A 25,022-nucleotide genomic window follows, 5' to 3' on the forward strand; every position below is an offset into this window, starting at 1 on the left:
AGCATCCATCGACGAGGAGGGGAACATGCCCGTGTCCACCATCACGTTGGCCGAGCTGCCCGGCCGGCCGTGCCCGATCGCGGCGTCGCTCGAGGTCGTCGGTGAGCGCTGGTCCCTGCTGGTCGTCCGGGAGATCCGCCTGGGCAACACCCGCTTCTCCGACATCGTCCGGGGCACGGGGGCGCCCCGAGACCGCATCGCCGCCCGCCTGCGAGCGCTCGAGAGCGCCGGCGTGATCGAGCGCGTCGCCTACTCCGACAGCCCCAGGCGCCACGACTACCTGCTCACGGAGTCGGGTCGCGCCCTGCTCCCGGTGCTCGACGCCCTGCTCGCCTGGGGCAAGGAGCACGCGGTCGCGCCCGACGATCCCGATCTCGACCGCCACCTGACCGTCTCCGCGCACGGCGACGGGCGTACGGTTGGCTGATGGACCAGCAACAGATTCTCGCCGAGGTCAGGTCGCTCGTGGAGCGCGAGCACGAGCTGCGCGAACGGCGGCAGAGCGGCGAGCTCAGCCGGGCTGACGAGCAGGCCGAGATCAGGCAGGTCGAGGAGGCCCTCGACCAGTGCTGGGACCTGCTTCGGCAGCGCCGGGCGAAGCAGGAGTTCGGCGAGAACCCCGACGAGGCCGCGGCTCGGCCCGTCTCCGAGGTGGAGGGCTACCTCCAGTAGCTCGCCCCTTGCCGGGCGTCGCAGCGGTGCGCCACGATCGGCGGATGATCGACCACTTCGGCATCAACTGCTCCGACCTGACGGCCTCGAAGGCGTTCTACGACACGGTGCTGGCCACCCTGGGCTACTCGCGCCAGGTCGAGTTCGGCGTGTTCGTCGGGTACGGCGCCGACGGCAAGCCGGACTTCTGGATCGGGTCGTTCCCCGAGCAGGGCCCCAACCGCGAGGTGCACGTCGCGTTCACGGCGCCCGACGCCGACGCCGTCCGCGCCTTCCACGCTGCCGCGACCGGCCTGGGCGCCGAGGAGCTGCACCCGCCGAAGCTGTGGCCGGAGTATCACGAGGCCTACTTCGGGGCCTTCGTCCGCGACCCCGACGGCAACAACGTCGAGGCCGTCTTCCACGGCGGGGAGTGAGGCGTCCGGCTGGAGCCGGCTACCCGGGGTCCAGCAGGTCCCGGTGCCTCTCGCCGTACCTCTCGATGGCAGCCAGCACCGGCCTCAGGTCGCGGCCGGCAGGGGTGAGCCGGTAGCGGACCTGCACCGGCGGCTGGTCCGACACCTCGCGTACGGCGAGGCCCGCCGCGCACAGCTCGCGCAGCCGGGCGCTCAGCATCCCGTCGGTGACCCCCGGCAGCTCGGCCCTGATCTCGGCGAAGCGGCCGGCACCGTGCAGCATGGCGCGCACCACCGCTGCCGCCCAGCGTCGGCCGAGCAGGCGCATGGCGGCCTCGAAGGGCTCGCAGGGGAATCTTTGGCTCACTAGGTTGTTCATAGTAACTACAAGTTTCCTAGTGCCGAGAGAGGACCACTGCGTGAACACCTACGAGAGCTTCCGCCGGGCAGAGGACCTCTTCGCCCACCGCGACTACCGCGGGGCGGCGCGAGTCCTGGAGGAGCTCGTCGCCGAGGCGGCGTACCAGCCGGTCGGGCACGCGCTGACCGACGCGCGCACGCTGTTGGCGCGTGCGTACTTCCACTCCGCCCAGCTGCGCCGGGCCGAGGAGGCCAGTCGCGCGCTGCTCGCCGAGGACCCCACCCACGCGTACGCCGCCCTGCTGCTGGCGTTCACGCTGCGCCGGGCCGGCCGTCGCGACGAGGCGGAGCGGGCGATGACGATGGCGAACGCCCTGGGTGCCCAGGGTGCCCAGGCGTGACCGGCTTCGACCCCCTCCCGCACCGGCGCGCCCACGAGCGCGAGCAGCTCGGGCCGCTCGCGCGGCGCCGGCTCAGCTGACCGCGACCTCGCTCGCTGCGTAGTCGGACCGCGCCTGCGAGTGTGGAAGGCTCACACTCACCGTCGTGCCCTCTCCGGGCCTCGACTCCACGGTGACGACACCGCCGTGCCCGGCCACGATGGCGTGCACGATGCTCAGGCCGAGCCCGGAGCCGGGGATGGCCCGGGCGTTGGCCTCGTCGGCGCGGAAGAACCGGTTGAACAGCTGCGCCTGGTCGTCCGGCCCGATGCCGATGCCCGTGTCGGCGACCGTGAGCACGGCACGTCCGTCGTCGGCGACCACCGTGACGGTGATCCGGCCGTCCCCGGGCGTGAACTTCACCGCGTTGCTGAGGAGATTCACCAGCACCCGCTCCATCGCCGCGCGGTCGCCGTACACGACGACCGGAGCAGCGGCCAGGTTGACCGTGAGGTCGAGGGCGCGGCCCGTGAGCATGCCCTCGAGGACCTCGGCGACGTCCTGCACGGTGTCGCGCAGGTCGATCGAGGCGAGGTCCAGGTCGAGGGTGCCGGTCTCGGCGCGCTCGAGCACGAGCAGGTCGTTGACCATCGCCTCGAGTCGCCCGGCGTTGTGGCGCACCCGCTCGAGCGCGACGGCCTGCTCGGGGGTGAGCTGGCCGAAGCTGCCGTCGCTCAGCATCTCGGTGTAGCCGTGGATGCTCGTGATGGGCGTGCGCAGCTCGTGGCTCACCGTCGACACGAGCTCCTGCTTGACGCGGTTGACCTCTTGGAGCCGGATGACCGCCTCGTGCTCGCGGCGCAGCGCCGACTTCACGGCGTTCTCCTCGCGCAGCCTGCTGGTGACGTCCTCGCCGGCGACGAGGTAGCCGAGCCCGCGCCCGCCCACGACGATCTCGGTGACGCTGAGCGAGATCATGTGCACGGCACCGTCGCGGCTGAGGAACTCCCAGTCGCGGCGCTTGCCGGTGGCGACCTGGGCCACGATCACCCGGGCGAAGTCGGCGGCGGTGCCGAGCTCCTCGGCCTGCCGGCCGATCTCGTCGGCAGCATGGAAGATGACGGGGCTGCGCCCGGTCACCTCGACGGCGCTCCAGCCGAGGAGGCGCTGGGCGCCGGTGTTGAACTGGGTGATCCGGAAGTCCTGGTCGACCGCGATCAGGATCGTGTTGGTCGCCGAGTCGAGGATGCGGTCGACGGTCGCGGTCGCTCGACCGGCGCTCTCCGTCGACTCGCGCAGCTGGTCGCGCTGCGCGTGCAGCTCGGCCTGCTGGCGCTCGAGCCGGTCGACCAGCTCGTCGCGCGAGACCGACACGAGGCCGCGCACGTTGAGGGGCCGGGCCTCGAAGCGCTGGATGACGGGCCGGTAGAGCAGGACGAACGCCAGCAGCGGCACGGAGTACGCCGCGGCGAGGGCCAGCTTGGCCAGCACTCCGTGCCGGATCAGGCCGAGGTAGTCGTCGGTCGGCGTGAGCGCCAGGGTCGGGAAGAGCACGCCGTCGATCGCCAGGATGCCGACGAACGCCGCTACGTACGCGAACGGCATGGCTGCCGAGGGCACCCGGTGCTTGGCGAGCTCGAGGACCGCGAGAAGCAGCACGAGCATCAGCACGGTGAGGAGGCCACCCAGGACCACCATGCGGAGCGACTCGTCGAAGACGCTCCTCGGCGTGCCGAACGGGTTGATGACGTCCTCGCTGCCGAGAGCGGCCCCGCTGATCCGGAAGGCGAGGTAGAGGAGCACGTTGATCGAGATCGTCAGCACGATGATGTTGCGCATGACCTGGAGGTCGCGGGTCACGATGACCATGACCAGGGTCGAGAAGACGAAGCCCCCGAAGGCGACCTGTCCGGCGGTGAGGGTTACCTCACCGATCTCGAAGACGTAGATCGTGCCGAGCAGGCCGGTCAGCGTCTTCAGGCCGGCGATGTGCGCGTACATCAGCATGAGCTGGTACGGCGACCGGCGCGAGGCGAGGATCAGCGGGAAGGCGGCGTACAGCGCCACGGTGACGAGGAAGAGGGACCATCCCTGCATGACCCCTCCGCGAAACACTGAATAGCCGCTCGGGCGGCACTGACACACGACGTCGGACCCGCGGGGCGACACCGCGTGTTCCGATCGCAGCCTGCCACGATTCCGCCGACTGTGACGGTGCTTTCACCGGACAGGTGCGGCTCGGTCCAGCGGTCAGGCCGGTGTGCGGGCGTGCGACGCGCCGAGTGCCAGCTCGGCCAGCGCCGTGGCGTGCGCCTCGGCGGAGTCGATGAGCGGCAGCGGGCTGTCGCCCGGCGAGAGGAGCAGACCGATCTCGGTGCACGCCAGGACGACCGCCTGCGCACCGCGCTCGGCAAGGCGCTCGATGACCTCGACGTACGCCGTGCGCGAGGCGTCCTCGATGCGGCCCTGGGTCAGCTCGTCGAAGACCACCCGGTCGACCAGCTCGCGGTCGGCGGCGTCCGGGGACAGTGCGGTGATGCCGTGCCCGGCGAGCCGGTCGGCGTAGAACCTCTCCTCCATCACCCAGCGCGCGCCGAGGATGCCGAGGCGGTCCCAGCCGTGCGGTGCGGCGACGCCGGCCACGGCGTCGGCGATGTGGAGCAGGGGCACGCCCGCGCCGGCCTCGACCTGGGGGGCGACCTTGTGCATCAGGTTGGTGCAGATGGCGACGACGTCGGCGCCGCCGGCCACACAGGCACGGGCCGCGTCGGTGAGCAGCGCTGCGGCGCGGTCCCAGTCGCCCGCGACTTGGCACGCGCGGACCTCGGCGAAGTCGAGTGACTGCAGGGCGATGCGTGCCGAGGCGTGTCCGCCGAGCCGCGCCGCCACCGTCTCGTTGATGATCCGGTAGTAGCTCTCCGTCGAGTGCCAGCTCATCCCGCCGATGAGTCCGATGGTCTGCATGGCCACCATTATCCGCGCTGGAGCTGATCCAAGGTAGATGTGTCCATCTTGCTAGCCCCATAAGCTAAACTTGGATCATGGATCCTCGGCGCGTGCTGGTCTTCCGCACCGTGGCCAGGGCCGGATCCCTCAGCGCCGCGGCCCGGGAGCTGGGCTGGACCCAGCCGGCCGTCAGCCAGCACCTGCAGCGCCTGGAACGCGAGGCCGGCACCCCCCTCCTGGTCCGCAGCACGCGAGGGGTGACCCTCACCGAGGCGGGCCGGCTGCTGCTGGTGCGCGCCGACGCGGTCGCCGGCGAGCTGCACATGGCCGCCGAGGAGATGGCGTCCCTCGCCCAGCTGCGCGGCGGTCGCGTCCGGCTGATCGCCTTCCCGTCGGCCGCGGCCACGCTCGTGCCGGCCGCGCTGCGGCTCCTCGCTCGCGACCACCCGACGGTCGAGGTCGGGATGGTCGAGGCCGAGCCGCCGGAGACGTGGAGTGCGGTGCGCGAGGGTGCCGCCGACCTCGGCCTCGTCTTCGGGTACGACGGACCGCCTCCCGACGACGGGGACCTCACCTGGGTCGGGCTCGGTGTCGAGCCGGTCCACCTCGTCCTCCCGCCCGACCACCCGGCGGCCTCGCGCCGCGCCGTACGCCTCAAGGACCTGGCGCAGGACCCCTGGATCGGCGGCTGCCCGCGGTGCCGCCAGCACCTCGTCGCGCGCTGCCGGGAGGCGGGCTTCGAGCCGCGGCTCGTCCACGAGTCCGACGACTACGTCGCCGTGCAGGCGCTCGTCGCCGCCGGACTGGGCGTCACCTTGCTGCCCAGCTCGGCGCTCGAGGCGTTCCAGCACCCCGAGGTCGCGGTGCGCCCGTCGGCGACCCTCGGGACACGTCACCTCGGCCTCGTGCACCGCCCCGGCGCCGAGAACGTGCCCGCCACCGGCGCGCTCATCGAGCGGCTGCGGACCGCTGCCGATGCCACGAGGGCGTGACTTCGGGGGCTCCTCAGGGGCGCCCCCGATGCGCGCGCGGCCAGGATGCGGTGGAATCACCCCATGAGCCTGCGTGCCCGCCTCACCTCCCGTATCGGACGCGTCCTGCTGGCGCGCACCATGAAGGGCGGTCTCGACCTGCGCGCCCTGCGCCGGATGCCCGATCGGCTGACCACCCCGTTCCGCCGGGACGGGCTCGATCCGGTGCCCGAGATCGGCGAGCTGCGCGAGCGCACTCCCATCGCCCGGCTCGGCGACTTCTTCGGCCGCGGGGTCTGGCTGGTCACGGGGTACGCCGACAACCGCGCGCTGCTGGCCGACGGCGCGTCGTTCTCCAACGACCTCGGCCAGTTCGTCCCGCAGGAGGGCCGGAGCGCCGAGGAGCAGATCGGCGGGCTGGGCATGACCGACCCGCCGCTGCACACCGAGCTGCGCCGCTACCTCACTCCCGAGTTCACCAAGCGCAAGCTGGCCCGGCTCGAGCCGCTGATCGGCCGCATCGTGGCCGAGCGGCTCGACGCCATCGAGGCGGCCGGGCCCGACCTCGACCTGGTCAGCGACTTCGCGTTCCCGATCCCCTTCGAGGTGATCTGCGAGCTGCTGGGCCTGCCCGAGGCCGACCGCGAGCGCTTCCACGGCCTCGGGGTCGCGCGATTCGACCTCACCGAGGGCGGGGCCGGGTCGTTCGGCGCGGCCGCCGCGTCGCGGGAGTTCCTCATCGGCGCGGTCGCACGCCAGCGGGCCGAGCCGGGTCCGGGACTGATCGGCGGTCTCCTCACCGAGCACGGCGACAAGCTCGACGACGTCACCCTCGGCGGTCTCGCCGACGGGGTGTTCCTCGGGGGCTACGAGACCTCCGCCAGCATGCTCGGCCTCGGCGCCTACCTCGTCTCCCGCACGCCGGCCGCGCGAGAGCTGCTGATGGCCGACGACGAGTCCGCCGACCGGGTCGTGGAGGAGCTGCTGCGCCACCTCACCGTGGTGCAGGTCGCGTTCCCGCGGTTCGCCCGGGTCGACGTACCCCTCTCCGACGGCCGGGTCATCCGCTCCGGCGACATCGTCGGCTTCTCGCTGGTCGCGGCCAACCGCGACCCGGCCCTTGCCGAGGACCCCGACACCTTCGACCCGACCCGGGCTCCGACACGACACCTCGCCTTCGGGCACGGCGTGCACCGCTGCGTGGGCTCGGAGCTGGCCCGGATGGAGCTGCGCATCGCGTTGCGAGAGCTGGTCCGCAGGTTCCCCGGGTTGACGCCGACCGCAGAGATCGACGAGCTGGAGTTCCGCAAGCTCTCGGCCGTCTACGGCGTCGCCGCCCTGCCCGCGACCCTGGCCGGCGTGCACTCGCCGGTCTGACGACGACGCCCGCCCGCCCGCGTCAGTCGTCGAGCATCGACACGTCGAGGGCGGCGAGCCGGTCGGGGTCGTTGAGCACGTCGATGGCGGTGATCAGGCCGTCGGTGACGGTGAAGCCCATGACGGCGATGACCCGGTCGCTCGAGACCGCCACCGCCCCGGCCGTGCCGTTGACCAGGGCCGGGCGCACGAAGCGCACCAGCGCCTGCGCCATCCGCGCCTGCGCGGCCACGGTCTCGGCCCCCCGGAGCACGACGGTGCGCTGGGGCCGCAGCGGACCGCTGTCCGCGCGCAGCACGACATCGGGGTGCAGCACCGCCACCAGCGCGGCGAAGTCGCCGTCCCGCGCGGCCGCGAAGTAGGCGTCCACCACCTCCCGCTGGCGGGTGACGTCCGGGTCCGGCTCGGGGGCGCCCCCCTGCACCCGCCGCCGGCCCCGGCTGGCGAGCTGCCGGGCGGCGGCAGGGGATCGGTCGAGCATCGTGCCGATCTCGTCGAACGGCACCGCGAACATGTCGTGCAGGACGAACGCCAGCCGCTCGGCCGGCGTCAGGGTCTCGAGCACCACCATCAGTGCCAGCCCGACGGAGTCGGCGAGCAGCGCCTGCTGCTCCGGGTCGCTGTCGTGCTCCGGTCCGATGATCGGGTCGGGCACGTGGGTGTCCAGCGCGACCTCGCGCCGGGCCTCGCGCGACCGGAGCAGGTTGAGGCAGACCCGGGCCACCACGGTGGTCAGCCAGCCGGCCATGTTCTCGACGCCGTCGGTGTCGGCGCGGCTGATGCGCAGCCAGGCCTCCTGCATCGCGTCGTCGGCCTCGCTGACCGAGCCGAGCATCCGGTAGGCGACGCCGCGCAGGCGCGCCCGCTCGCCCTCGAACTGGCCGGTCAGCCACTCGCTCTCGTCGGTCACGTCACGTTCCTCTCGTTCCGAGTGTCAGTCCCTTGACACATCAAGACCACGAGACATGACCGGGAGCCGGGCTCCCGGCGAAGAGAACCTGGAGAAGCCCATGGCAGCCCCCATTCTGGTCACCGGCGGCACCGGCACACTCGGCCGGCAGGTCGTACCGCTCCTGCGCGCCGCCGGCGGCGACGTCCGCGTGCTCAGCCGCACGCCTCGCACCTCCGCCGGCGGCGTGGAGTACGTCGCGGGCGACCTGCTCGCCGGCACCGGGATCGAGCAGGCGGTGAGCGGCGTCGAGGTCGTCGTACACCTTGCCGGCGGGCCGAAGGGCGACGACGAGGCGACGGCGGCCCTGGTGGCAGCGGCTCGACCGGCCGGGGTGCGCCACATCGTGCTCATCTCGGTGATCGGGGCCGACGCCGTGCCGCTGGGCTACCTGCGCGCCAAGCAGGGCGCGGAGACGGTGCTCATGGAGTCGGGCATCGGGTTCTCCATCGTGCGCGCCGCCCAGTTCCACGACCTCACGCTGAAGATGGTGCGGGGGATGACGCGGCTCCCGGTGGTGCCGATCCCGGGCGGGCTGCGGCTCCAGCCCGTCGACTCCGGCGAGGTGGCCGACCGCATCGCCGAGCTCGCCCTCGAGGCACCGGCGGGGCGGGTCGCGGACCTCGCGGGTCCACGGGTCCACCCGTTCCGTGAGCTGGTCGACCTCTACCTGACGGCCCACGGGAAGCACCGGCCGAAGCTGCCCGTGCGGATCCCCGGCAGGGCCGGGCGGGCCTACCGCGACGGAGCGAACCTCACCCTCGCCGGGGCGACGGTCGGACGCCGTACCTGGGAGGAGTTCCTCGCCGAAGACCGGATGGCGCGCGACCTGGCAGGCTGAGCGCGTGAGCCGACCGCAGCCGCCTGCCGACTTCGCCCCGCCGCCCTTCGCAGACCCCCGCCGGATCGGCGCGCTCGTCGGGCTCGTCGGTGCGGTGGTGTTCGTCTTCGCCAACGCGCCCGACCTGACCGGCACGGTCGCGACCATCGCGCGCGTCGTCGTCATCCTGCTGGTGGGCGCCGCGCTGGTGCTGCTGTTCGGGTTCTCGCGCTGGCTGGGACGGTTCGTGGTGCCGGCGCCGGCGGCCCTGGTCGTGTACGGCGCGTGCGTGGTGGGAGAGCTGCTGCTCATCCGCTCCGGCTCCGTGGCGCTGGACGACAGCGGTCATGGTGGGGCCCGGCCGGCACTGATCGCGGCGGTCGTCGGACTCCACTTCCTGCCGTTCGCCTGGGCGTTCCGCGAGCGGATGTTCTACTGGCTCGGCAGCGCCCTGATGGCTCTCGGGCTGGCCGGACTCGGTGCCGAGCTGGCCGAGATCGAGACGACGGCCTCGGTCGCCGCCGTGCTCGCCGGACTCGTGATGGCCGGCCTCATCGTGCTGTACGCCGCCGGGTTGTTCGCCGTCCCGCGCCGGCCCGTCTCGTGAGCGATCCCTACGCCCGCCTGCACCCGCTGCTGCGGAAGCGGTGGAGCCCGCGCCTGTTCGACGCCGAGCACGCACTGAGCGCTGAGGAGGTCGACGTCCTGCTGGAGTCGGCTCGCTGGGCACCGTCGGCGGGCAACTCCCAACCGTGGGCCTTCGTCGTCGCCCGTCGCGGTGACCCGGTCCATGCCCGGGTCCTGCAGCACCTCGCCCCGAGCTCGGGTCGCTGGGCGCCCTCGGCCAGCCTACTGGTGCTCAACCTGTGCCGTCGGCTCGTCGACGACAGCGACCTGGAGTACTCCGAGTTCGCGGCGTACGACCTGGGGCAGGCCGTCGCCCACATGACCGTGCAGGCGCAGGCGGGCGGGCTCGCGGCCAGACAGTTCCGGGCCTTCGACAAGGCCGCGCTGACCGCCGAGTTCGCGATCGCCAGGGAGTGGGAGCTGATGTCCATGACCGCCTTCGGCCGGCCCACCACCCAGTCGGCCGCCGACGCGCGGGACCGGCGCAGCCTCTCCGACCTGCACTGGGACCGCTGAGCCGACTCGGGGTCGGTTCCGGGGTTCCTCCCGATGCGTGGGCCCCCGCCGCTCACCTAGCGTCGGGTCATGGCCTTCACCTTGAACCGCACCTGGCGGCGCGCCGTGCTGGCCCTGCACATCCTGTGCGGAGTCGGCTGGATGGGGCTCGACCTCGGGCTCGTCGTGCTCGTCGTGACCGGGGCGAGCTCCGACTCCGGCCCGACGGTGGCGGCCGCCTACACCGCCGCCCGGCTGGTCATCCCCGTCGTGGTGCCGGTGCTGGCCACCGGGATGCTGCTCACCGGGGTGCTGCTGGGCTGGGGCAGCAAGTGGGGCCTGGTGCGGTGGACCTGGGTGCTCACCAAGCTGGTCGTCGGGATTGTCCTCACCGTCCTCGTGTTCGTGGCGCTGGTGCCGGGCGCACTGAGCATCCCCACCGAGCTGACCGGCACCGCGGCGCAGGTGCGCGACGCCGTCGGCGGAGCCGGCCGTGACCTGCTCTTCCCCCCGGTGGTGTCCTTCCTGGCCCTTTCGTTCGCGCTGGTCCTGTCGATCTGGAAGCCGTGGGGGAAGACCCGCTGGGGCCGCTCGACGCCCGGCCACGCCCGGCCCGAGCCGGCCTCCAGGAGCTAGCCGGGCCGCTAGGTTTGCCCGCATGACACACGATGTGCGCGGCCGCGCCCTGGTGCTCGGAGGGGGTGGGGTCACCGGCATCGCGTGGATGATCGGCGTGCTCACCGGGCTGCAGCGCGAGGGCGTCGACCTCACCGACGCCGACACGGTCATCGGCACGTCGGCCGGGTCGGTCGTCGGTGCGCAGCTCACCAGCGGGCAGCGGCTCGAGGACCTCTACGCCGGCCAGCTCGAGGTGGCCGACCGCGCGATCGGCGGGCAGCTGGGCCTGACGTTCCTGCTGCAGATGGGCGCCCGCATCGTGCTGCCCGGGTCGGCGCGGACCAGGCGCCGCCGCCTCGGCCGCGGCGCGCTGCGCGCCCATCCCGGGAGCGCCGAGCACCGGGTCGAGGTCATTCGTCAGGGCATCGGCATCGACGAGTGGCCCGAGCGCGACCTGCGGGTCACCGCGGTCGATGCGCGCACGGGCCGGTTCCTGGTGCTCGACCGCGACGCCGGGGTGCCGGTCGAGTACGCCGTCGCCGCCAGCTGCTCGGTCCCCTTCGTGTGGCCCCCGGTCGAGTGGGACGGCACCCGCTACATCGACGGCGGGATGCGCTCCGCGGCCAACGTCGACCTGGCCACCGGAGCCGAGCGGGTCGTCGTCCTCGCACCCCTCGTGCGCGCGTTCAGCAAGGACACCCGGCCCGAACGCCAGCTGGCCCGCACCGGCGCCACGCACACCGCCCTCGTCTCACCCGACCGCGACGCACTGGTCGCCATCGGCAAGAACGTGCTCGACGCGGATCGCCGGGGCGGCGCCGCGCAGGCCGGCCTGCGCCAGTCGGCCGACGTGCTCGACGAGGTGCGCCGGGCGTGGGGGTGACGGCCGCCGGCGGGTGGACCAACTGGGCGGGCAACCAGCGCGCGACGGGCATCCAGGTAGTGCACCCGCGCGGCACCGGCGAGATCGCCGATGCGGTCACTCGCGCGGCCGCGCAGGGCCACGGGATCCGCCCGATCGGAAGCGGCCACTCGTTCACCGCGATCGGCCGGCCCCGCGACGTACAGCTGCGGCTGGACCGGCACGACCGGCTGCTCGCCGTCGACCGTGAGAGCGGCCTGGTCACGGTCGAGTCGGGCATGCCGCTGCACCGGCTCAACCAGCTCCTCGACGCCGAGGGCCTGGCGTTGACCAACCTCGGCGACATCGACCGGCAGACCGTCGCGGGCGCGGTGTCGACGGGCACGCACGGCACCGGGGAGGCCTTCGGCGGACTCGCCACCCAGCTCCGCGCGCTCGAGCTGGTGACGGCGGCCGGTCAGGTGCTCGCCTGCTCGGCCGACGAGAACGCCGACCTGTTCGAGCACGCCCGGCTGGGGCTGGGGGCGCTCGGGGTGCTCTCGTCGGTGACGCTGCAGACGGTGCCGTCGTTCGCGCTCCACGCCCACGAGTACCCCGCGCCCCTCGACGAGACGCTCGCCCGATTCGACGAGCTGAGCGCCGGCCACGACCACGTCGAGTTCTACTGGTTCCCGCACACCCGCGCCACCAACGTGAAGGTCAACACGAGGGTCCCGGTGGAGGCAGGGCTCGCGCCCCTGTCGCGGCTGCGGGGCTGGTGGGACGACGACTTCCTCTCCAACACCGTCTTCGGCGGTCTCGTCGCCACCGGCAGGCGAGTGCCCGCAGTGGTGCGTCCCGCTGCCCGCGTCGCCGCCGCCGCGCTGGGCAGCCGCGAGTTCACCGACGTCTCGCACCGGGTCTTCGTCACCCCGCGCCGGGTCCGCTTCGTCGAGATGGAGTACGCCGTCCCGCGCGACGCGCTGCTCCCGCTGCTCACCGAGCTGGTGGCCGCCGTCGAGGCCAGTGACTGGCGCATCGCCGTACCAGTCGAGGTGCGCACCGCCGCCGCCGACGACATCGGCCTCTCCACCGCGTCGGGCCGCGACACCGGCTACGTCGCGATCCACGTGCCGCCCGGCAGCCCCGACCAGGCGGCGTACCTCTCCACCCTGGAGCGGCTCGCCGCCCAGGTCGGCGGTCGGCCGCACTGGGGCAAGCTGCACTCGCTGACCGCGTCCGAGCTGCGCGCCCTCTACCCGCGTTTCGACGACTTCGTCGCCCTGCGCGACCGTCTCGACCCGACCGGCGTGCTCGCCAACGACCACCTCGACCTGCTCCTGGGTCCGCCCCCGGAGACGTCCGGGTGAGCGCCACCGCCACCCCCACGTCCCTCGTCACGCGGCGCTGGACCACCGGCTTCGCCCTGGTCTGGCTCGGCATCTGGATGGCCTGGCTGGTGCCGGTGCAGCTGCTCCTCCCCGAGCAGCTCTACGACGTCGACCGGGCCCACCGAGTGCGAGACTTCGCCGTCGTCAACGGCCTCGTCGGGGTCGTCTCCATCGTCGCGCTGCCGCTCTTCGGGGCGCTGTGCGACCGCACCAGGTCCAGGTTCGGCCGCAGACGCGTGTGGGTGGCCGGCGGGGTCGCGGTCTTCGTCGTCGGGCTGGTGCTCACCGGGCTGCAGTCGCAGTGGACCGGCGTCGCCGCCTGCTGGGTGCTGGCCAGCCTCGGCTACGCGATGGTCTCGGCGGGGCTCACCGCGACGATCGCGGACCGCGTGCCCGAGGAGCAGCGCGGGATGGTCTCGGGGGCGATGTTCGGCCCGCAGGCGCTGGGCATCGTGCTCGGCATCGTCGCGGTGGGTGCCGTCGGCCCGACCGCCGGCCGCTACGCCCTGCTGGCCGCGGCCCTGGTGCTCCTCGCGCTGCCCTTCCTCGCCGTGCACCGGGACGCGGGCACCGCCGCCGGGGAGCCGCTCAGCCTGCGCGCCGTGGTCGGTGGCCTCTGGGTCGACCCACGCGCGAACCCCGACTTCGCCTGGGCGTTCGCGGGCCGGCTGCTGGTCAACCTCGGCAACGCCCTGGGCACGACGTACCTGCTGTTCTTCCTGCGTGACGCCCTCGAGGTGGACGACCCCGAGGGCGCCCTGCTGCGGCTGACGCTGCTCTACCTGGTCGGCACCGTGGCCGCCACGCTCGTGGCGGGCTGGCTGTCGGACCGCACGGGGCGGCGTCGGGTCTTCGTCGCGGTCGCGAGCGCCACCCAGGCGGTGGCCGCGCTGCTGCTTGCGATCCTCCCGTCGATGGAGACCGCCATGGTGGCGGCCGCCCTGCTCGGACTCGGGTACGGCGCGTTCCTCTCGGTCGACCAGGCGCTGGTCACCGCGGTGCTGCCCGACGCCGCCGACCGTGCCAAGGACCTCGGCATCCTCAACGTCGGGTCGGCGACCCCACAGGCGCTGGGACCGCTGCTGGCCGCGGTCGTGATCTCGTCGCCGGGCGGCTACTCCGGGCTCTTCGCCCTCGCCGGTCTGGTGACCCTGGTCGGCGCCGGGCTGGTCTATCGCATCCGGTCGGTGCCCTGAGCCGCCTGCGGCTCGTTGGTCAGCTCCGCGCCACGTGAGTGTCGAGCAGGCCGCGCAGCGCCGTGAAGTGCCGCTCGGTGGCGTCGGCGTCGTACACCGACGTGTCCGACATCGAGTAGCCGTGCGGGGCGCCGGGGAAGATCTCGTTGCTGTGCTCGACGCCGGCCGCGGTCAGGGCCTCACCCAGCGCGGCGACGGCCTCGGCGGGCATCGAGGGGTCCTGGTCGGCATGGCCGAAGACGTACGCCGCCCGCGTGCCGTCGAGCAGCCGGTGCGGGCTGTCGCCGGCGTCGGTGACGAGGCCCCCGCCGTGCCAGCCGCCGACCGCGCGGACGTCGTCGGGGAACTGCGCGGCCGAGCGCACCGCGAGCCGGGCACCCATGCAGTAGCCGGTGATCCCGACCGGCCCGGGTGCCGCGTGCTCCCTCAGCGTGGCGAGCCACGCCGGTGCGTCGGCGTTGGACAGGTCGGGTGTCAGCGCGGCGACGCGCTTCGACGCGCCCACGAAGAAGCGCTCCCGGGCCTCCGGTGCGCGCAGGTCCTCCTGCGGCGCGAGGTCGGCGGCCCGGCCCTCGCGGTAGAAGAGGTGCGGCGCGAGCACGACGTAGCCCCACGAGGCGATCCGGTCGGCCATCTCCTCGATCCGCGGGCGCAGCCCGATGGCGTCGACGTAGAAGAGCACGCCGGGCAGGTCGTCGTCTCCTGACGGGCGACTCAGGTAGGCCTCGGCAGCTCCGTCGGCGGCCGGGATCTCGATGGTGGGCATGTGACTCCTTCGTCGGCGATCAGGGCGATACGGGTGGGGACGAGCTCGAACGTCGTGCCCAGCAGCCAGAGAAGTACAGCACCTCGGTTGCAAGCCGGAAGGCACCACCTGCGTCAGTCGGCGAGCGTCTGGCGAAACGTCTGCCAGGCCGTCCGGTGCGTCCTAGTCTCAGCCTTGTCAAGAGCCTCGATGGTGATGGCTCGGGAGTCGATTCGAGGAGTGATCATGGTCCAACCACACGGGCTGATGGCCCACACGGGCATGCGGGCGGCTGGTGCCCTGCTCGTTGCTTTCGGACTCGTCCCAGTTCTGTCGAGCGGCGCTCAGGCAGCGCCCTTGATCTTGGAGCCCCTGGCCAGTTACCCGGTGGGAGACCTGCCGCAGGTGACGGCGGTGGCGGACGTCGACGGTGACCAGAACCCGGACATGGTCGTGGCCAACAGCAGCAGCGACACCGTGTCGATCCTGATCGGCAAGGGTGACGGCACTCTCGACCCTCAGGTCAGCTACCCCGCGGGCGACAACCCGGGCGACGTGGACCTCGCCGACCTGGACGGCGACGGCGACCTCGATCTCGTGGTCACCAACAGGCAGCCGGCCAACACCGCGTCGGTGCTTCTCAACAACGGGGACGGCACCTTCGCGGCTCGTGTTCCCCACCCACTCCTCTCCACCACTTCCTTCACGGTCGTTGCTGACTTCAATGGTGATGGCTTCGAGGACCTGCTCTTCTCCAGGCTCTTCGGGGGCACCGGGATCGCGCTCGGCAACGGTGACGGCACCTTCGACCCCGCGACCAGCACCGGCGTGAGCATGGTTCCCTCCGACCTGGCTGTGGGTGACTTCGACGAGGACGGCGACCTCGACTTCGCGGCGGGCACGTTTGGGGGGACGCCGGGCCAGGTGAGGTTCTCCCTGGGCAACGGAGACGGCACCTTCGCCGCGGCGACGGTCCTCCTCACTCCCATCCCCACGCGCGGCATCGCGGTGGGTGACGTGAACGGGGATGGGAACCTCGACATGGCAGCGACGAGAGCGGAGCCGTCGACCGTCGTCGCAGTCCTGCTGGGCCACGGGGACGGGACCTTCGACCCGGCGGCCTCGGTGACGGGGCCCGGGGGATCCAGGGTGCAACTGAAGGACCTCGACGGCGACGGCGTCCTCGACATGATCATCCCCAACACGACCACCGACACCGTTTCCACCCTGCTCGGCAACGGCGACGGCACCTTTCAGGCAGCCGCCGCCGTGGCAACGGGTGACTCGCCGATCGAGGTAGCGGTGGCCGACCTCGACACCGACGGCGACCTGGACCTGGTCACCACCGACAGCGTCGCGGACAGCATCTCAATCCTCATCTCGGACACCCCCGAGCTCAGCCCGTCTCCCACCAGCAAGGACTTCGGGTCCACGACGGTCGGGGACACCACCACCCAGCCGATCACCGTCACGAACACCGGCGACGCGCCACTGACCATCTCCAACGCCGCCCTGCTCGCCGGGTCGGCCCGGTTCGAGGAGGTGTCCGACACCTGCACCGGGCAGACCCTCGCTCCGGCGGCCACCTGCACGGTCACGATCCGGTTCGCCCCGGCCACCGTCGGAGCGGCCGGCGGCACTCTGCGGTTCATCCACGACGCCGCTGGCAGTCCGGACGACGTCGCATTGACCGGCACCGGCACTGTCCCCGTTGCCGGCACCGTGCCCGCCCTCCCGGACCAGGACAACGACAGTGCTCCCAACAGCACTGACAACTGCCCGAACCTTGCGAACCCCGGGCAGGCCGATGCCGACGGCGACGGTGTCGGTGACGCGTGTGAGTCCGCGCCCGCGCTCGGCCCGACGGCCACCTGCACGGGGAAGACGGCGACGATCATCGGAACCGGTGGATCCGACACGCTGGTCGGCACCTCGGGACGCGATGTCATCGCCGCGCTGGGAGGAGATGACCGCATCAGGGGGCTCGGCGGCGACGACGTTCTCTGCGGCGGCGAGGGCAACGACGTTGTCAGTGCCGGGGCCGGCAACGACGGGGTGTTCGGAGCTCAGGGGATCGACGCCTTGTTCGGTGGACAGGGCAAGGACCAGGTCAGGGCCGGCACCGGCATGGACGAGGTCTTCGGAGCCAAGGGCGCTGACCTCTTGTCCGGTGGGCAGGGCGACGACCGCCTCCGCGGGCGGGGCGGCAACGACCGGCTCCTCGGTGGAGCCGGCGACGACCGGTTGCTCGGCGGCCACGGACACGACACCCTCGTCCCCGGCGACGACGTCGCCAGCGGCTGACCACGACCACACCCCGCGCCCAGCGCGGGGTGTGGTCCCAGGCGTTCGGTCGCCGGTCCCGGGTCAGAACAGTTAGCCGACCAGGGTCGAGGCGCTCGGCTTGACGACCGGCTCGAAGCCCTTCTTCTTGAAGCGGACGCGGACCTGGATGTAGGTGCCGCGGTCCTTCTTCTTGACCTTGTAGGACCGGCCGTGCGCGCCCTTGATCTTGACGCCGTTGCTGTACCAGCTGAACGACAGCTTCGAGCGCGGCTTCGACTGCTTCACCCTGGCGACCAGGCGCTTGCCGGCCTTGGCCTTGCCCTTGATCTTCGGCGTCCGCGTCTTGCGCAGCAGCTTCTTGGTGACCTCGACCGGGGCGCTGCTGACGACGAGCGGGGCGTACGACGCCGCGGTGCCGGTGACGGCGACCGACAGCGCCTTGTGGACGTACTTGCGCTTCATCTTGAGCGTGCGCTTGGTGGCGCCCGCGATCGGCTTGCCGTCGACGTACCACTGGACCGCCAGGCTGGCGACCGGTGTCCAGGTGCCCGTGTCGACCTTCGCCTTCTTGCCGATGACGGCCTTGGAGACCAGCGGCGTCACCGGGTAGAGCTGCGACTGGCGGAAGCCCGCCACGGCGGCCGCGTTGGTCTCGATCACCGAGGCGTTGTTGGCTTCCGCGGTGCCAGTGGGCACGCCCTGGTAGCTCACGGCCGGGTTGGAGAAGTACGGGATCACCGTGCACGGGGCGTGGGCCGCGGCGCTGCAGGCGGTCGGGTAGCTCATGATCGTGTGCCAGCGGCCGGGGGCGTAGAAGTAGCCGCGGGCCGGGAGCGGGGCGCTCGGGTTGGTGGCCGGGTCGTGGTCGGCGCCGAAGACATGGCCGGTCTCGTGCGCGAAGTTCATGATCGTGGTCGCCAGGTCGCGGTGGGTCACGGCGTAGGCGTACTCGGGTGTGGCACCGACGAAGCCGTAGCCGCCGTTGGTGTCGGTGTCGCTGCCCTCGACGAGCAGGTGGACGATGTCGGCGTGCGTCGCCTCGCGGACCGCCTGGACGTCGTCGAAGCGGCCGTCGGAGGGGTTCTGCACCGCGTAGAGGTCGGTGCGCACGCTCGTCGACTCGGGCGTGGCGGTGGGGGCAGCAGCGACCAGGCGCAGTCGGGTGGTGATGCCGGAGTTGGCGAAGGCAGTGTTGGTCTGGTTGACCGCCGACTGGGCGAAGGTGGCGAAGCCGGTCTGCCCACCGGTCGCGCTGATCACGGCCGGCGTGCCGATCACCGCGATGTCGACGGTGTCGCGCGGGTCGCCCGGCGCGACGGTGTACCCCTGGTCGCGCACGCGTGGTCGCGGCGTCGGTGCGGGTGGTGGCGTGGCGGTGTCGTCGGGGGAGAGCCTGGCTCCGGGCTCGTAGGTCTTCGCGCCGAGCAGATCGCCATCGGGGGCGGCGCCGGCCGGGCCGAGGCCCGCGACGAGGGTGAGGGTGACACCGGCGGCGACGAGCAGGCCGGCGTACTTGCGGGATATCGACATGCCCGGATCCTTGCCCCGCGCAGGGCCTCCGGAAACGTCAGGATGGGGGCATGTCCTACCCACCACCGATCTACGACGGCGACACCGGAGAGCTCACGGCCACGATCCGCACCCACGGGACCGACCCCGAGCTGGTCTATCCCAACGGCAACACGATCTCGATCCTCTCGACCGGCGACACCACCGGCGGGCTCTACGGCCTCTACCGCTACGACTTCGCCGGCCCCCGGAGCGGACCCGACTCGCACTTCCACAAGACGGTCACCGAGGCGTTCTACATCCTCAGCGGCGAGGTGACCGTGTACGACGGCCGCGCGTGGCAGCCGGCCCGTCCCGGTGACTACCTCTACGTGCCGGCCGGCGGGCTGCACGGCTTCCGCAACGAGAGCGGTGCCGAGGCCTCGATGCTGCTGCACTTCGCTCCCGGTGCCCCGCGAGAGGAGTACTTCGAGGGGCTGGCCAGGCTCGCGGCCGGCGAGACGATGACCGACGCCGAGCGCGACGCGTTCATGAAGTACCACGACAACCACTGGGCGTGATCTCGCGGACCCCGGATGACAGGTGAGCCCGGCCGGTGGCAAGGTCGGTGGCATGACTGACACCGCTACACGCACGCCCGAACGGCGTAGCGACAGCAGGTTCTTCGGCCAGCCCGCGGTGCTGGCGAACCTGTTCGGTGTGGAGCTGTGGGAGCGATTCAGCTTCTACGGCATGCAGGGCATCCTGCTCATCTACCTGTACTACTCCGCGGCCCGCGGCGGTCTCGGCATCGACGAGGGCACCGCCACGGGCATCGTCGGCGCCTACGGCGGCGCGGTCTACCTCTCGACGATCCTCGGCGCCTGGCTGGCCGACCGGGTGATCGGTCCGGAGCGGACGCTCTTCTTCGCCGCGGGCACCGTGATGCTCGGCCACATCGCCCTCGCCGCGTTGCCCGGCCTCGGCGGCGTGGGCGTCGGCCTGGTGCTGATCGCGCTCGGCAGCGGTGGCGTCAAGGCCAACGCGACGTCCCTGGTCGGATCGCTGTACGACGAGAAGGACCCGCGCCGCGACGCCGGCTTCTCGCTCTTCTACATGGGCATCAACATCGGCGCGCTCGTCGGCCCGCTGCTCACGGGGCTGCTGCAGAAGGAGTGGGGCTTCCACGCCGGGTTCGCGCTGGCGGCGATCGGGATGGCAGCCGGCCTCGCGCAGTACACGATCTTCCGCAAGAACCTGCCCGACGACACCAGGCAGGTGGCCGACCCGCTGCCGGCGCGGCAGCGCTGGGTGTACGCCGGGGCGCTGGCCGCCGCGGTCCTCGTGGTCGTGGCCCTCGTGCTCGCCGACGTCGTCACCGCCGACCGGCTGTCCGACATCGTGATCTGGATCAGCGTCGTCGCCGCGGTCGGCTACTTCGTGCTGATCCTCGCCGACCGGGAGGTCCGAGGCGTCGAGCGCAGCCGCATCTTCGCGTTCATCCCCCTGTTCGTGTGCAACGCGGTGTTCTGGTCGCTCTACCAGCAGCAGTTCACGGTGGTCACGATCTACGCCGACAAGCGGCTGGACCGCAACCTCTTCGGCTGGGAGATGCCGGTCTCGTGGGTGCAGTCCATCAACCCGGTCTTCATCATCGTGCTGGCCGGCGTGTTCGCCGCCGTCTGGACCAGGCTCGGCGACCGGCAGCCGTCGACCCCGCTCAAGTTCGGCGCCGGGACGACCCTGATGGGCGTGGCGTTCTTCTGCTTCCTGCCGATGCCGTCGGGCGAGGGCACCGCCCCGCTGTGGGGCCTGGCGTTCATCCTGCTGGTCTTCACACTCGCCGAGCTGCTGATCTCGCCGGTGGGGCTGAGCGCCACGACCAAGCTGGCACCGAAGAAGTACGCCACCCAGATGGTGGCGCTCTACTTCCTCTCGATCGCCCTCGGCACCGCCATGTCCGGCAAGCTGGCCGGCTACTACGACGCGGCGAGCGAGTCCCCGTTCTTCATCTGGATCGGGCTCGCCTCGGTGCTCGTCGGCCTCGCGGTCATGGCGGCCTCCAAGCCGATCCACAGACTGATGGCAGGAGTCCACTGATGGCCCGCTACACCGTCAACGACGCCGCGGTCGAGGCGACCCGGAAGCTGATCGACGCCAAGCAGTACGTCCTCGACAGCGACTGGGGGGACGCCCAGCCCGGCGCCGACGTGCAGAACGCCTACCTCGAGAGGCACGGCTGGCCCGACTACGCCGCGTGGCACCTCGGCCTCACCGAGGGCGCCAACGACGAGACCAAGGCCCGCTACGCCTTCGTGGTCGGCGACTTCCGCCGGGTCCACCGCACCGGGCTGATCGCCTGCGTCTACCGGGCCGCGGAGTGGCGGCACAAGAAGGTGGAGCTGGCCGCCCACGAGCTCCTCCAGCACCTCGACGTCACCGCCGGCATCGACTGATCGCGTCCGCTGGTTGAGGTGCGAGCGGAGCCTTGCGTCGAGGTGCGAGCGAAACGAGCCTCGAAACGAGCCTCGGAACCGAGGGGTTCTCACCCACCGGCGTGGCGGGGCTACCCCTCCAGGAGGCGCAGCCAGATCTCGCTGGAGGTGGGGTAGCTCGGCACCGCGTGACGCAGTACGTCGAGCGGCACCTGCCCCACGATCGCGATGGTGGCGGCGTGCACCAGGTCGCCCACCTCGGGCCCGACGAAGGTCGCCCCGATCAAGGTGTCGGTCTCGTCGTCCACGACGAGTCGCGCCGAGCCGACCAGGTCGTCGCGCAGCAGGACCGCGCCCGTGGTGCTGCTGAGCTCCTGGTCGCGGGTGCTGAACGCCCGACCCGCGGCCTCGGCCTGACGCGCGGTCAGCCCGACGGCGGCGACTTGCGGGTCTGTGAAGACGACCTGCGGCACCGGCACGAAGGCGGGTGCCACCGGCTCGGTGCCGTGACCGGCGCGGGCCGCGATCCGGGCGCCGACCATGCGCGCCTGGTACTTGCCCCAGTGGGTGAGCGGCGCCTCCGCGTTGATGTCTCCGACGGTGTGCAGCCAGTCGGGCAGCGAGCCCCCCGAAGGAGCTCCGCGCAGGTCGTCGGCGGTCAGCCCCACGGCCTCCAGGCCGAGGCCGTCGGTGGCCGGCCGGCGCCCGGTCGCCACGAGCAGCTCGGTGGCCTCGATCCGCTCCCCGGACGAGAGGGTCAGCCGCACCTCCCCGCCGTGGATCCGGCCCAGGCCGGTGTCCTCGGCAGCGTCGCGGGTCGCCGCTGAGACCTCGGTGTCCAGGCGTACGTCGATCCCGTCGGCCCTCAGGGCGTCGAGCACGAGCGACCCCGCGAACGGCTCGAACGGCGCGAGTACGCCCTGGCCACGCACCAGCAGGGTGACCCGGGAGCCCAGCGCCCGCATCCATCGGGCGGCCTCGCAGGAGACCACGCCACCCCCGACGATCACGAGGTGCTCGGGCACCTCGCGAACGCCTGTGGCGTCGCGCGACGTCCACGGTGCGAGGCCGGCGAGCACGGGCGGGATCACGCCGACGCTGCCGGTCGCGATGACCACGGCCTCGCGCGCGGTAAGCGTCCGGTCGCCCACGGCGACGGTGCGCTCCCCGGTGAGCCGGCCGTGACCGCGCACCACCGTGAGCCCGGCACCCTCCGCCCAGGAGACCTGGCCTGCGTCGTCGTACTGCGCGACCCAGCTGTCGCGCCGGGCCAAGAGGCCCTCGACGTCCACGTCGGGTACGCCGCTCAGTCCGCCGAGGTGGGCGGCGACTGCCCGCACGTCGAGAGGTCGCAGCATGGCCTTGCTGGGTATGCACGCGAAGTAGGAGCACTCGCCTCCCAGCAGCTCGGACTCCACGATGGCCGCCGTGCGGTCACTGCCCTGGACGGCGTACTGCGCGGCGTTCTCACCGGCGGGGCCGCCGCCGACCACGATGACGTCGTACTCGTCGCTCTCGCTCATGCCCCGACCATAGCCAGAGCCGGAGACCACGACACCGCCGCCCGACTGAGTCGGACGGCGGTGCCGTTGCTGCGAGCTGTGGTGCCGTTCAGGCGTGGGTCAGGGAACGACCGTGACCGTGATCGGCGCCGAGTAGATGTAGTCGTCGAACCCGGCGTCGTCGGTGTAGAAGGCCTGATAGCTGTAGGTACCGGGGGCCTCCTTCTCGGCGACCTCGTCGAGGAAGGTGTAGCCGCTGAACTCGAACGAGCCGTCGTCCTGGACGCTGGCCATGCAGCAGTAGTCGGGGGAGGAGCTGCCGCCCTTGACGTTGCCGTTCTTGTAGATGTCGACGTAGCCGGTGGTCCCGACCTTGCCCTTGAACTTCACCGTGCCGGTCAGCGACGGCGGAGCGGTCGTGGCCGACTTGGAGACGGTGAAGGCGACGCCCGAGAGCGACAGCGACGAGTCGTAGACCGTGACCTTGGCCTTGGCGACCGACTTCTTCCACTTCGCCTTGATCTTGTAGACGCCCGGGGCGTTGGTCTGCGGCAGGCGGACCGAGGCCTTGCCCTTCTTCACCTTGTCGGTGCCGATGACGGTGCCGTTCTGGGTGAACTTGACCTTGCCCTTGCCCTTGACCTTGGCGGTGACCTTCACGCCCTCCTGGCCGTAGTGCGAGTACTTCTTGCTCAGCTTGAGCGAGATCTTCTTCGCCTTGAGCGCCTGGGTCGGCGCCTGGGCGGTCACGGCCGTGGTGTCGGCGTTGGCCGGGGCGATCGCGACGGCCGGCGCTGCGAGCAGCGTGGCGGCGACCGCTGCCGCGGCGAGCCTGGTGATGGTGCGCATGTTGAGTCCCCTCGTGGAAATCTGATGTGACGCTGACGGGTTCCGCGCGCACGGCGCGGCTCCCGGAGGAAGCCTGCCCTCCCGGCCGGACATCAAACGTCTTGGCGTCAAGATTCTTGAATGGGTCACGCGGCGACCGGCTCCTCGGCGTACGACGTCTCGTCCGCGTCCACCGGCTCACGCGCCCCCAGCACCCGCCGGGCCACGAACGCGGCCACCAGGAGGGTGAGCCCGCCGACCAGGCCGACGATGTTGTAGCCCTCGGTGAAGGCGGCTCGAGCCGCGTCGAGCACGCCGGGCGACGAGACCGCCGACGCTGAGCTGATGCCCTCCCCGGCCGCCTGCGCTGCGACGGTGGAGGTGTCGGCGGGGAGCAGGCCCGGGAGCACACCGTGGTAGATCGCCGTCAGCAGGGAGCCCAGGGTCGCGACGCCGAGCGCGATGCCCAGCTCGCCGCACGTCTCCGCGAGCGAGGCGGCCGACCCGGCCCGCTCGGGCGGGGTGGCTCCCATGATCAGGTTCATCACCAGCGACATCGGGGCGCTGACCCCGCCGGCGGCGAGCACCATCGCGACCACGTGGATGCCGAGCGCGTCGGTGTCGACGATGGTCAGCATGAGCAGGCCCGTGCCGGCCACGGCCAGGCCGCCCCACACCAGCTTGACGGTGTCGAAGCGCCGGTCGAGCCGCGGTGCCAGGAGGGTGCCGGCCAGCATCACCAGGTTCTGGGGCACCAGCCAGAGGCCGACGTGCAGCGGGCTGAGGCCCAGGACGTTCTGCAGGTAGAGGGCCGCGGCGAACGAGACGCCGGCCATGACCACGCCGGTGACCAGGAAGGTCGCCAGGCCGACGGTGAAGCGGCGGTTCTCGAACAGCCCGAGGTCGACCAGCGGGTCCTCGAGACGGCGCTGCCGGCGGCAGAAGGCCACACCCGCGGCCACTCCGGCGACGACGGCGATGCCGGCGAGGACGCCACCGTGACCGCGCGCGATCTCCTTGAGGCCGTAGACGACGGGCAGCAGGGTGGCCAGCGAGAGCACGACGCTCGGCGCGTCGGGGAGCGCGCGACCGGCGGTGCGGGGCTGGTCGGGGAGCAGCCTCGGGGCGAGCGCGACGAGCAGCACCATGACGGGCACGCCCATCAGGAACGCCGAGCCCCACCATAACCGCTCCATCAGGAAGCCGCCCACGATCGGTCCGGCGGTCATGCCGCCCATGAAGCACGCAAGCCACACGCTGATCGCCACGGCCATCTTCTCCGGCTCGGGGAACATGTGGCGGATGAGCGCCATGGTGGCCGGCATCAGCGACGCGCCCGCGACGCCGAGCAGCGCCCGGCTCGCGATGAGCATCTCCGGGCTCGTGGAGTACGCCGCGAGGACCGAGAACACCCCGAAGGCGGCGCCGCCCACGATGAGCATCCGGCGGCTGCCGATCCGGTCGGCCAGGCCGCCCATCGTGACGAGCAGCCCCGCCAGCAGGAAGGAGTAGATGTCGAGGATCCACAGCTGGTGCACGCCGCTGGCGCCCAGGTCGCTGCTCAGCGACGGCAGGGCGACGTACAGGACGCTGACGTCGATCGAGATCAGCAGCGTGGGCAGCGCCAGGACGGCCAGCCCGATCCACGCGCGGCGGGCCTCTGTGTGGGTGTCTACGTCGACGGTGTGCATGACGAGTTC

The 25,022-nt window shown here is 72.0% G+C and carries 26 protein-coding genes; 17 read left to right on the forward strand and 9 right to left on the reverse strand.

Annotated elements, in window-relative coordinates:
- Positions 1-25: 25 nt before the first annotated feature.
- From ACP7BP_RS20615 to ACP7BP_RS20625, 3 genes are read left to right on the forward strand one after another with little or no spacing between them, the layout of a single operon-like run.
- A complete protein-coding gene (locus ACP7BP_RS20615) occupies positions 26-427 on the forward strand; it encodes a winged helix-turn-helix transcriptional regulator (RefSeq protein WP_426247457.1) in 402 nt (133 codons plus the stop codon).
- Positions 427-672, forward strand: a complete 246-nt coding sequence (locus tag ACP7BP_RS20620; RefSeq protein ID WP_426247458.1) for a DUF2630 family protein — start codon at positions 427-429, stop codon at positions 670-672. The genes ACP7BP_RS20615 and ACP7BP_RS20620 overlap by 1 nt, the downstream gene beginning before the upstream one ends.
- A gap of 44 nt (positions 673-716) precedes the next feature.
- Entirely contained in the window at positions 717-1,088 is a 372-nt protein-coding gene (locus tag ACP7BP_RS20625) for a VOC family protein (RefSeq protein ID WP_426247460.1), read from the forward strand.
- 19 nt (positions 1,089-1,107) lie between these two features.
- Here ACP7BP_RS20625 and ACP7BP_RS20630 read toward each other — a convergent pair whose 3' ends face one another.
- Positions 1,108-1,434 (reverse strand): winged helix-turn-helix transcriptional regulator, encoded by a 327-nt coding sequence (locus ACP7BP_RS20630; protein WP_426247461.1) that lies wholly within the window; start codon positions 1,432-1,434, stop codon positions 1,108-1,110.
- 52 nt (positions 1,435-1,486) lie between these two features.
- On the opposite strand from ACP7BP_RS20630, the gene ACP7BP_RS20635 reads away from it, so the two are divergent.
- A complete protein-coding gene (locus ACP7BP_RS20635; RefSeq protein WP_426247463.1) occupies positions 1,487-1,828 on the forward strand; it encodes a hypothetical protein in 342 nt (113 codons plus the stop codon).
- A 72-nt stretch (positions 1,829-1,900) separates the two neighbouring features.
- On the opposite strand, the gene ACP7BP_RS20640 is transcribed toward ACP7BP_RS20635, so the two are convergent.
- Together ACP7BP_RS20640 and ACP7BP_RS20645 are read right to left on the reverse strand one after the other, a co-directional pair.
- Positions 1,901-3,904, reverse strand: a complete 2,004-nt coding sequence (locus ACP7BP_RS20640; protein ID WP_426247465.1) for a sensor histidine kinase — start codon at positions 3,902-3,904, stop codon at positions 1,901-1,903.
- A gap of 153 nt (positions 3,905-4,057) precedes the next feature.
- Positions 4,058-4,771: an aspartate/glutamate racemase family protein gene (locus tag ACP7BP_RS20645; protein WP_426247466.1), complete on the reverse strand. Its 714-nt coding sequence runs from the start codon at positions 4,769-4,771 to the stop codon at positions 4,058-4,060.
- A gap of 77 nt (positions 4,772-4,848) precedes the next feature.
- Here ACP7BP_RS20645 and ACP7BP_RS20650 point away from each other — a divergent pair, with 77 nt between their 5' ends.
- Positions 4,849-5,745 (forward strand): LysR family transcriptional regulator, encoded by an 897-nt coding sequence (locus ACP7BP_RS20650; RefSeq protein WP_426247468.1) that lies wholly within the window; start codon positions 4,849-4,851, stop codon positions 5,743-5,745.
- A 63-nt stretch (positions 5,746-5,808) separates the two neighbouring features.
- Positions 5,809-7,101, forward strand: a complete 1,293-nt coding sequence (locus ACP7BP_RS20655) for a cytochrome P450 (protein ID WP_426247469.1) — start codon at positions 5,809-5,811, stop codon at positions 7,099-7,101.
- A gap of 22 nt (positions 7,102-7,123) precedes the next feature.
- On the opposite strand, the gene sigJ is transcribed toward ACP7BP_RS20655, so the two are convergent.
- Positions 7,124-8,011: an RNA polymerase sigma factor SigJ gene (sigJ, locus tag ACP7BP_RS20660; protein WP_426247471.1), complete on the reverse strand. Its 888-nt coding sequence runs from the start codon at positions 8,009-8,011 to the stop codon at positions 7,124-7,126.
- A 100-nt stretch (positions 8,012-8,111) separates the two neighbouring features.
- Between sigJ and ACP7BP_RS20665 the strand changes: the two genes are divergently transcribed.
- The 7 genes from ACP7BP_RS20665 to ACP7BP_RS20695 all read left to right on the forward strand — a co-directional run bounded on the left by ACP7BP_RS20665 (position 8,112) and on the right by ACP7BP_RS20695 (position 14,038).
- The gene (locus ACP7BP_RS20665; protein ID WP_426247473.1) at positions 8,112-8,891 is read left to right on the forward strand and encodes an SDR family oxidoreductase; all 780 of its coding nucleotides are present in this window, start codon (positions 8,112-8,114) and stop codon (positions 8,889-8,891) included.
- A 4-nt stretch (positions 8,892-8,895) separates the two neighbouring features.
- Positions 8,896-9,477 carry a hypothetical protein gene (locus ACP7BP_RS20670; protein ID WP_426247475.1) on the forward strand — a complete coding sequence of 194 codons (582 nt, stop codon included), beginning with the start codon at positions 8,896-8,898 and terminating at the stop codon, positions 9,475-9,477.
- Positions 9,474-10,013 carry a nitroreductase family protein gene (locus ACP7BP_RS20675; RefSeq protein WP_426247476.1) on the forward strand — a complete coding sequence of 180 codons (540 nt, stop codon included), beginning with the start codon at positions 9,474-9,476 and terminating at the stop codon, positions 10,011-10,013. The genes ACP7BP_RS20670 and ACP7BP_RS20675 overlap by 4 nt, the downstream gene beginning before the upstream one ends.
- A gap of 69 nt (positions 10,014-10,082) precedes the next feature.
- On the forward strand, positions 10,083-10,628 hold the full coding sequence (locus ACP7BP_RS20680) for a hypothetical protein (protein ID WP_426247478.1): 546 nt from the start codon (positions 10,083-10,085) through the stop codon (positions 10,626-10,628).
- Positions 10,629-10,650: 22 nt separating this feature from the next.
- Complete coding sequence (locus tag ACP7BP_RS20685) at positions 10,651-11,493, forward strand: patatin-like phospholipase family protein (protein ID WP_426247480.1); 843 nt, start codon at positions 10,651-10,653, stop codon at positions 11,491-11,493.
- A complete protein-coding gene (locus ACP7BP_RS20690) occupies positions 11,484-12,821 on the forward strand; it encodes a D-arabinono-1,4-lactone oxidase (RefSeq protein ID WP_426247481.1) in 1,338 nt (445 codons plus the stop codon). The genes ACP7BP_RS20685 and ACP7BP_RS20690 overlap by 10 nt, the downstream gene beginning before the upstream one ends.
- Positions 12,818-14,038 (forward strand): MFS transporter, encoded by a 1,221-nt coding sequence (locus tag ACP7BP_RS20695; protein WP_426247483.1) that lies wholly within the window; start codon positions 12,818-12,820, stop codon positions 14,036-14,038. Before ACP7BP_RS20690 ends, ACP7BP_RS20695 begins: the two co-directional genes overlap by 4 nt.
- Positions 14,039-14,057: 19 nt before the next feature.
- On the opposite strand, the gene ACP7BP_RS20700 is transcribed toward ACP7BP_RS20695, so the two are convergent.
- Positions 14,058-14,804 carry a dienelactone hydrolase family protein gene (locus tag ACP7BP_RS20700; protein ID WP_426247485.1) on the reverse strand — a complete coding sequence of 249 codons (747 nt, stop codon included), beginning with the start codon at positions 14,802-14,804 and terminating at the stop codon, positions 14,058-14,060.
- A gap of 336 nt (positions 14,805-15,140) precedes the next feature.
- Here ACP7BP_RS20700 and ACP7BP_RS20705 point away from each other — a divergent pair, with 336 nt between their 5' ends.
- The gene (locus ACP7BP_RS20705; protein WP_426247486.1) at positions 15,141-17,087 is read left to right on the forward strand and encodes an FG-GAP-like repeat-containing protein; all 1,947 of its coding nucleotides are present in this window, start codon (positions 15,141-15,143) and stop codon (positions 17,085-17,087) included.
- Between the two features lie 72 nt (positions 17,088-17,159).
- On the opposite strand, the gene ACP7BP_RS20710 is transcribed toward ACP7BP_RS20705, so the two are convergent.
- Positions 17,160-18,599: a reprolysin-like metallopeptidase gene (locus tag ACP7BP_RS20710; protein WP_426247488.1), complete on the reverse strand. Its 1,440-nt coding sequence runs from the start codon at positions 18,597-18,599 to the stop codon at positions 17,160-17,162.
- Positions 18,600-18,649: 50 nt separating this feature from the next.
- On the opposite strand from ACP7BP_RS20710, the gene ACP7BP_RS20715 reads away from it, so the two are divergent.
- From ACP7BP_RS20715 to ACP7BP_RS20725, 3 genes are read left to right on the forward strand one after another with little or no spacing between them, the layout of a single operon-like run.
- Positions 18,650-19,138, forward strand: coding sequence for a cupin domain-containing protein (locus ACP7BP_RS20715; protein ID WP_426247490.1), 489 nt, complete (start codon positions 18,650-18,652; stop codon positions 19,136-19,138).
- Between the two features lie 52 nt (positions 19,139-19,190).
- A complete protein-coding gene (locus tag ACP7BP_RS20720; protein WP_426247492.1) occupies positions 19,191-20,657 on the forward strand; it encodes a peptide MFS transporter in 1,467 nt (488 codons plus the stop codon).
- Entirely contained in the window at positions 20,657-21,013 is a 357-nt protein-coding gene (locus tag ACP7BP_RS20725) for a hypothetical protein (protein ID WP_426247494.1), read from the forward strand. Before ACP7BP_RS20720 ends, ACP7BP_RS20725 begins: the two co-directional genes overlap by 1 nt.
- Positions 21,014-21,123: 110 nt before the next feature.
- On the opposite strand, the gene ACP7BP_RS20730 is transcribed toward ACP7BP_RS20725, so the two are convergent.
- The 3 genes from ACP7BP_RS20730 to ACP7BP_RS20740 form a co-directional block, all read right to left on the reverse strand.
- The gene (locus ACP7BP_RS20730) at positions 21,124-22,515 is read right to left on the reverse strand and encodes a dihydrolipoyl dehydrogenase family protein (RefSeq protein WP_426247496.1); all 1,392 of its coding nucleotides are present in this window, start codon (positions 22,513-22,515) and stop codon (positions 21,124-21,126) included.
- Between the two features lie 99 nt (positions 22,516-22,614).
- Positions 22,615-23,343, reverse strand: coding sequence for a hypothetical protein (locus ACP7BP_RS20735; RefSeq protein WP_426247498.1), 729 nt, complete (start codon positions 23,341-23,343; stop codon positions 22,615-22,617).
- Positions 23,344-23,468: 125 nt separating this feature from the next.
- On the reverse strand, positions 23,469-25,013 hold the full coding sequence (locus ACP7BP_RS20740) for an MFS transporter (protein WP_426247500.1): 1,545 nt from the start codon (positions 25,011-25,013) through the stop codon (positions 23,469-23,471).
- Positions 25,014-25,022: the final 9 nt, after the last annotated feature.

The sequence above is a fragment of the Nocardioides sp. LHG3406-4 genome (assembly GCF_049897745.1).
Classification (GTDB): Bacteria; Actinomycetota; Actinomycetes; order Propionibacteriales; family Nocardioidaceae; genus Nocardioides.